The 7,026-nt window shown below is 40.2% G+C and carries 11 protein-coding genes; 9 read left to right on the forward strand and 2 right to left on the reverse strand.

The window, feature by feature from the left end; translation table 11 throughout:
* The 8 genes from AC1DSB_RS11755 to AC1DSB_RS11790 form a co-directional block, all read left to right on the forward strand.
* A partial coding sequence (locus tag AC1DSB_RS11755; RefSeq protein ID WP_477586768.1) for an ATP-binding cassette domain-containing protein occupies positions 1 to 689 on the forward strand: 689 nt, incomplete at its 5' end.
* Entirely contained in the window at positions 686 to 1,483 is a 798-nt protein-coding gene (locus tag AC1DSB_RS11760) for an energy-coupling factor transporter transmembrane component T family protein (protein WP_477531061.1), read from the forward strand. The genes AC1DSB_RS11755 and AC1DSB_RS11760, both read left to right, overlap by 4 nt.
* A 19-nt stretch (positions 1,484 to 1,502) precedes the next feature.
* A complete protein-coding gene (gene truA / locus AC1DSB_RS11765; RefSeq protein WP_477586769.1) occupies positions 1,503 to 2,252 on the forward strand; it encodes a tRNA pseudouridine(38-40) synthase TruA in 750 nt (249 codons plus the stop codon).
* Positions 2,253 to 2,418: 166 nt separating this feature from the next.
* Complete coding sequence (gene rplM, locus AC1DSB_RS11770; RefSeq protein ID WP_016429913.1) at positions 2,419 to 2,856, forward strand: 50S ribosomal protein L13; 438 nt, start codon at positions 2,419 to 2,421, stop codon at positions 2,854 to 2,856.
* Between the two features lie 20 nt (positions 2,857 to 2,876).
* Positions 2,877 to 3,269: a 30S ribosomal protein S9 gene (gene rpsI, locus AC1DSB_RS11775; protein ID WP_016429914.1), complete on the forward strand. Its 393-nt coding sequence runs from the start codon at positions 2,877 to 2,879 to the stop codon at positions 3,267 to 3,269.
* Between the two features lie 275 nt (positions 3,270 to 3,544).
* Positions 3,545 to 4,243 carry a DUF4386 domain-containing protein gene (locus AC1DSB_RS11780; protein WP_477531063.1) on the forward strand — a complete coding sequence of 233 codons (699 nt, stop codon included), beginning with the start codon at positions 3,545 to 3,547 and terminating at the stop codon, positions 4,241 to 4,243.
* Between the two features lie 164 nt (positions 4,244 to 4,407).
* A complete protein-coding gene (locus AC1DSB_RS11785) occupies positions 4,408 to 5,262 on the forward strand; it encodes an alpha/beta fold hydrolase (protein ID WP_477531064.1) in 855 nt (284 codons plus the stop codon).
* 141 nt (positions 5,263 to 5,403) lie between these two features.
* Positions 5,404 to 6,021 carry a YitT family protein gene (locus tag AC1DSB_RS11790; RefSeq protein WP_477531065.1) on the forward strand — a complete coding sequence of 206 codons (618 nt, stop codon included), beginning with the start codon at positions 5,404 to 5,406 and terminating at the stop codon, positions 6,019 to 6,021.
* A 114-nt stretch (positions 6,022 to 6,135) separates the two neighbouring features.
* On the opposite strand, the gene AC1DSB_RS11795 is transcribed toward AC1DSB_RS11790, so the two are convergent.
* Together AC1DSB_RS11795 and AC1DSB_RS11800 are read right to left on the reverse strand one after the other, a co-directional pair.
* Positions 6,136 to 6,279, reverse strand: a complete 144-nt coding sequence (locus tag AC1DSB_RS11795; protein ID WP_477531066.1) for a hypothetical protein — start codon at positions 6,277 to 6,279, stop codon at positions 6,136 to 6,138.
* 5 nt (positions 6,280 to 6,284) lie between these two features.
* Positions 6,285 to 6,584 (reverse strand): hypothetical protein, encoded by a 300-nt coding sequence (locus tag AC1DSB_RS11800; protein ID WP_477531067.1) that lies wholly within the window; start codon positions 6,582 to 6,584, stop codon positions 6,285 to 6,287.
* Between the two features lie 137 nt (positions 6,585 to 6,721).
* Here AC1DSB_RS11800 and AC1DSB_RS11805 point away from each other — a divergent pair.
* Positions 6,722 to 7,026: DUF421 domain-containing protein (locus tag AC1DSB_RS11805; RefSeq protein ID WP_477586770.1), on the forward strand; the 305-nt coding region annotated here is incomplete at its 3' end.

A 7,026-nucleotide genomic window follows, 5' to 3' on the forward strand; every position in this document is an offset into this window, starting at 1 on the left:
GGTCAGTACAGCTTGGCGATATGACGATTGAAGCTGGCAAGAAAGCAAAGAACTTAAAATCGATCCGTCAGCAAATTGGCATCGTTTTTCAATTTCCTGAACATCAATTGTTTGATGAGACTGTCTTGAAAGATATCATGTTTGGTCCTTTAAACTTTGGCGTACCAAAAGAAGAGGCGGAACGACGGGCACGTGTCTTAGCTGACCAACTGGGTTTACCTGAAGAAGTACTGGATAAGTCACCGTTCGATTTGTCGGGTGGTCAAATGCGACGAGTGGCCATTGCGGGTGTGTTGGCGATGGAACCTAGCGTCTTGGTATTAGATGAGCCTACAGCAGGTTTGGACCCTCGTGGACGTCAGGAAATCATGGATTTGTTCCACCAACTGCATGTAGAAAAAGGATTAACCACGGTTTTGGTAACCCATTCTATGGAAGATGCGGCGCGCTATGCAGATCGAGTAGCGATCATGCATGATGGCCGATGTGTTCTAAGTGGCGATCCGGTCACTATTTTCGGAAATGAAGAGAGACTTGCTGAATATCATTTAGCAGCACCACGTGTTGTACGTTTCCAACGTCAAGTTGAAGCTCGACTAGGTTATCCATTGGACAGACTCTGCTTGACAGAAGAACAGTTAGCGCTGGAAATAAGTCGTGTCGTCCAAAGGGAGCGTGATTCCTTATGATGGAAAAAATGATATTTGGTCGTTATATTCCAGGGGATTCATTTGTACATAAACTGGACCCTCGTTCGAAACTGATATTTGTCTTTTTGTTTATTGCCATTGTCTTTTTGGCAAACAATGCTGTGACATATGCATTAATTCTTGCATTCACTTTAGGAACTGTTTTGCTATCACGTATTCGACTATATTTCTTAATTAATGGGTTGAAACCCATCATGTTTTTACTCATATTTACTTTCCTGATACACATCTTCTTTACAAAAGAAGGAGACTTATTGTGGAAATGGCAGTTTATCGAAGTGTATGAAGAAGGACTGAGACAAGGTATTTTCATTTCCACTAGATTTTTGGTTCTGGTCTTTATCACATCCATTTTAACACTGACCACTTCGCCGATTTCAATAACAGATGGAATGGAAGTTCTATTGAACCCATTCAAACGTTTCAAATTACCCGTGCATGAACTCGCGTTGATGATGTCTATTTCGTTGCGCTTTATTCCAACGTTGATGGATGAAACTGATAAAATTTTGAAAGCCCAGATGGCCCGCGGATCCGATATTAGTACGGGCTCCATCAAAGAGCGAATCAAGGCGGTTGTGCCGTTACTTATCCCTTTGTTTGTCAGTGCATTTAAACGGGCTGAAGATTTAGCTGTAGCGATGGAAGTACGTGGCTACCGTGGTGGAGAAGGGCGAACACGATACCGTCAATTAAAGTGGGATTGGCGCGATAGTACGGCACTCGCCATGTTAGGGATATTAACTTTATTACTATGGTGGCTCCGATCGTAAAACTGGAGGGAAAAATGCAGTGAAACGCTTAAAAGCAATTATCATGTATGACGGCTATGGATTTGCCGGCTATCAAGTACAGCCTAATGCTCGAACGGTACAGCTCGAACTGGAGCGTGTCCTGACAAAAATGCACAAAGGGACAATCGTCCGTGTTGTGGCAAGTGGTCGGACAGATGCCGGAGTTCATGCGACTGGACAAGTCATCCATTTTGATACCGACCTGCAATTTCCCATCGAGCGATGGCAACGGGCACTAAATGTTCAGCTGCCCGGCGATATCCGAGTGGTGTCTGTGGAAGAAGTATCAAGTGACTTTCATGCCCGATATGGTACTTCAGGCAAAGTATATCGATACAAATGGGGCTTAGGAGACGTTGAGAGCCCTTTTAAGCGTCATTACGTCGTTTATATGCCTGGAACCAATCCGGACATCGAGCGAATGAGAGAAGCCGCTCAAGCGTTTTTAGGCACACATGATTTTACGAGTTTTTGTTCAGCTCGCACAGAAGTAATCGACCGGGTTCGAACCATCAAACGATTGGAATTGATTGAAAGTGAGCAGGGTGAGCTTCATATGGTGATTGAAGGCGACGGGTTTTTATATAATATGGTTCGCATCATTGCGGGGAATTTGTGGGAAGTTGGGATTGGTCGTCGTGAGCCGGGCGACATGGTACTAATGCTTGCCGCAATGGATCGCAAAAAGGCCGGTAAAACCGCGCCGGCACACGGTTTGTACTTGGAATCTGTATTTTATTCCGTATGAAGCAACACGTCCAGGTGTTTTAAAATAATTCCTTGACTTTTTGTTCCATACGTTATATGATGACACATGGTATTTCATTAACCCCACAATAAGCCCCGAAACTTGTTGTTGATGATGATATAGAAAATTTCAAATCAGATTAGATCGAATTAGGAGGACAAAATACATGCGTACAACATTCATGGCTAAAGGTCACGAAGTAGAGCGTAAATGGTTAGTAGTAGACGCAGAAGGCCAAACACTTGGTCGTTTAGCTTCTGAAGTAGCTGCTATCTTACGTGGAAAAAACAAACCAACATTCACACCACACGTTGACACAGGTGATCACGTGATCATTATCAACGCTGAGAAAATCGAATTGACTGGTAAAAAATTGACAGACAAAATTTACTACCGTCATACACAATTTGCTGGTGGATTGAAAAAACGTACTGCATTACAAATGCGTACAAACTACCCAACAAAAATGCTTGAATTAGCAATCAAAGGGATGCTTCCTAAAAACTCTTTAGGTCGTCAAACGTTCACTAAACTTCACGTATACGCTGGAGCAGAACATCCACATGCAGCACAAAAACCAGAAGCTTATGAGCTTCGCGGATAATCATAGAGGAGGATACAACCTTGGCACAAGTTCAATATATCGGCACAGGTCGTCGTAAAAGCTCAACTGCACGTGTACGTTTAGTACCGGGCGAAGGCAAAATCGTAATCAACAAACGTGACGTAGAAGACTACGTACCATTCGCAACATTACGCGAAATCATCAAACAACCATTAGTAGCAACTGAAACAGTTGGAAGCTACGATATCCATGTAAACGTTAATGGTGGTGGATACACMGGTCAAGCAGGCGCAATCCGTCATGGTATTGCTCGTGCACTACTTCATGTAGATCCTGATTTCCGTCCAGCATTGAAATCTGCAGGATTGTTAACTCGTGACTCACGCATGAAAGAACGTAAAAAATACGGTCTTAAAGGCGCTCGTCGTGCACCTCAGTTCTCAAAACGTTAATCTTCGGATTTTCAAAAACCCTTTCCCGTTCGTGGGAGAGGGTTTTTTTGTGTATGGAAAATTGTTTTGACCACAGATCATAACTCAATGTACCTTTAAAATTTGTTAAGGTTTGCTGTTTTGTAAATATAGATTTTACTCGTCTTAACTGTTGTTCTAATTATACGTATTCGTTGATATTAATGAATATAAGCAATCGGAGGAGGATAATTAATAGCAATTGTGTACACAAATTACGCTCCTATTGTGATTAAAAAAGGAAGGGAATTGAATAAGTGAAATCGAGCAAATTAAATGCAAGAATTATCGGAGTGCTTTATATTGTTGCGACGGTTGCGGCAATCATAGGGCTTATTTTGTATAATCCGATTCTCAATGACCCTGATTACCTCGTTTCGGGAGCTAAAAACGAAAACCAGATAATACTTGGGGCGATTTTTGAGTTGATTCTGGCCTGTTCTGCTATTGGCACAGCCATTATGCTATATCCATATATAAGAAACCAAAATGAAAGCATTGCACGTGGGTATGTGTGCTTCCGTTTTTTTGAAGCTGTTCTCATTGTAATTGGCATAGTCAGCGTACTTTCTCTATTGACGTTAAGCCAGGTATTCGTAAGTTCAGATAATCCGAGTATATCCACATATCAAACTTCAGGCACATTGTTACTGGCAGTTCATGACTGGACTTTTATTTTGGGTCCCAACTTTATGTTAGGTGTAAACACTTTGATGTATAGCTATTTGCTTTATCAATCTAAACTTGTACCCCGATTTATATCCGTCATGGGCCTTGCAGGAGCATCAATGATTATAATCGCAGCTTTGTTAGAAATGTTCGGAGTGATTCAGCAGGTTTCAACATGGGGAACCATCCTGGCAATCCCGATCTTCTTCTTTGAAATGATATTAGCGGTATGGCTGATCGTGAAAGGGTTCAATTCAAAAACGCTTCAATCTGCTTCGGTTTCATAATTGTTTACATGAACTTTTTAATTGTACCTCAGTTCTCAAAACGTTTATCATCGGATTTTCAACAACCCTTTCCCATTCGTGGGCGAGGTTTTTTTGTTTTATCAATGTTTCCTTTTTATCTAATACTTTTAAGTTTGTTGCATAAAATAGCGAGGATGAACTTTATGAGGGACCGGGAGTATACCAAATTATGTAACGGGGGAAGAAAAATCGGTTATTATATTACGGTTGAAGAGAATGTGAATATTTACGTTGAGGATTTGAATCCTGGAAATGGCAAGCCCATTCTGTTTTTGCATGGATGGCCAGCCAATCATAAAATGTTTGAATATCAGTTCGATCAGCTCCCTGCAATGGGTTACCGCTGTATCGGAATCGATCATCGGGGATTTGGAAAATCTGATCGCCCTTGGGATGGTTATAATTATGATCGAATGGCTGATGATGTACGAGTTATAATCGATACGCTGCAATTGGAGGATGTCATTCTAGCTGGTCACTCAATGGGAGGCGCAATTGCCATACGCTATATGGCCCGCCATGAAGGCCATAAAATTTCAAAGTTGGCTCTTTTTGGCGCAGCTGCACCTTCCTTTACCAAACGTCCTGATTTTCTATATGGAAAAACAACAGAAGAAGTAGATCAATTGATTCAAGAAACATACACCAATCGACCGCAAATGCTGGCTGGTTTTGGAGATGTTTTTTTCGCAAGGTATCTAACTGAAAGTTTTATTGATTGGTTTCAGAGTCTAGGATTAGAAGCTTCCGGTCATGCAACTGCCATGTGTCTCTTGGCACTAAGGGATGAAGACTTACGAAATGATCTAGCCGAAATCCATGTGCCTACCGCCATTTTCCATGGGAAACAAGATAAAGTATGTCCATATGTATTAGGGGAGTTTATGCATGTGGGTATAAAAGGATCGGAACTCATTCCTTTTTATTACAGTGGGCATGGATTGTTCTATTGTGAGATGAAAAAATTTAATAGGGAGCTTGTTCGTTTTATCGGATAAAAAAGGAACAATTTAGCAGAAGGCTTCACTTATTAATAAGTTTAGTTGTTTGCAGGATGACAGAAGGACTTTTCAATTTGAAATATTTACGAAAAGTAATCATATACATTCAGTAAGGTGATTTTAAGAAGGTGGAATAGCATGCCCTTTATACATAAAACGATATCGATTGTTGTTGGAAGTTTGTTGATGGCAATAGGCGTGAACGTTTTTCTGATTAACCATGAGTTATTGGATGGTGGCACTTTTGGGATGGGGTTAATATTGCATTACCTGACAGGGATGCAAGTGGGATTGCTGGTGATCTTGTTGAGTGTTCCTGTATTGATTCTTGCTTTGTTTTATAATCGATCTTTTTTATACAATAGTATTCACGGTATGCTGATCTCTTCCTTTGTAGTGGATTTAACGTATAATCCGTTACGGGCTTTAGGATATGTTCTGGATCAAAATCCGTTAGGGAGCGCGGTACTAGGGGGCATATTTGTTGGTGCTGGAATCGGACTCATGCTTCGTTACGATACCAGTATTGGCGGAACGGATTTGCTGGGACAAATTATAGCAAATTATTTGAAAATCAATCCCGGAGTGATTATCTTTATGATTGATTTCATTATAGTTTTTACAGGTTACTTTTTAATTGACGACAGCTCCTTGGTTTTATCGTTTATCACAGTAATCTGTGTTGGGACGATGACCAGTCTGCTAGCTATGAAGAGTAAAAAGGTAAAAGTGCCTGTTATTTCATTTGGAGTTTGATTATAAAAGAGTCGGAGTGTTTTCTGGGCTTTCGAACAAATAGAAATTTATAAAATGGCCGCAATCCTCTTTTGAGGTTTGTGGCCATTTATTTAGAGTTTAACATATGAGTTCTCAAATGATAATGGTTTCAAATGTCACATCTGGAATATCTCTGGAACCGAAAATTAGAAGGGAAATGAACACAACAAGTAAAATAACATTCACAAATTTCACTCCATCAAAACTGGAATTCCTTTTAGCATCAAAACAATTCAAATGTATCACTTCCTTTTTTTATTCATTCGTTTACTTAGGGCATCAAACATTTCGTCAAGGGTCATGTCACCGTTTTTATCCAAAAAATCAGCCATCTGATTCGTTTTGTCATCTTCTTTACTTCGATATTTCCCGATTAATGTGACATCAACGTTGGGGGAATTGCGAAATAGAGTGACTGCATCCACTTTAAGCTTTCCGAGGAGAAGCAGGGAAGCGGTGATTATTTCAAGGTCTTTCCCTTTCAATAAGTCATGCAGGGTGTATTTTGAATTTAACTGTTTGCGAAACTGATCGTCATTCATGCTGGAATTCCCCCCTCTTACTATCGTATGTAATTTAACGAGAAAGGTTTGTAGAACTCATCCCTATAGTGAATAGGCAATCTTACATTCGGAAATAATGAAAAAGGCGATGCAGTAATAGGAAGGGGAAGTTACATATGAATCTGGATGATTATAGTTTTTTAGAGATGATTGTTAGAACGACCGTTACTTTTGTGGTCTTGCTTGGTCTTGCACGGCTTTTAGGTAAGGAACAATTAAGTCAGTTAACCTTTTTTAATTACATAACCGGTATCACTATTGGTTCGATAGCTGGTGAAGTGGTTGCACATGACGATACTCATTATTTCAATGCGATAACATCATTGATTTGGTGGTCTATTCTAACAGTGATTTTCAGTTATATATCAATGAAATCAGCCAAGGCAAAATCATTACTCGATGATAAACCGATGATTGTCAT

Source organism: Paenisporosarcina sp. P4_E4_2, from assembly GCF_056401595.1.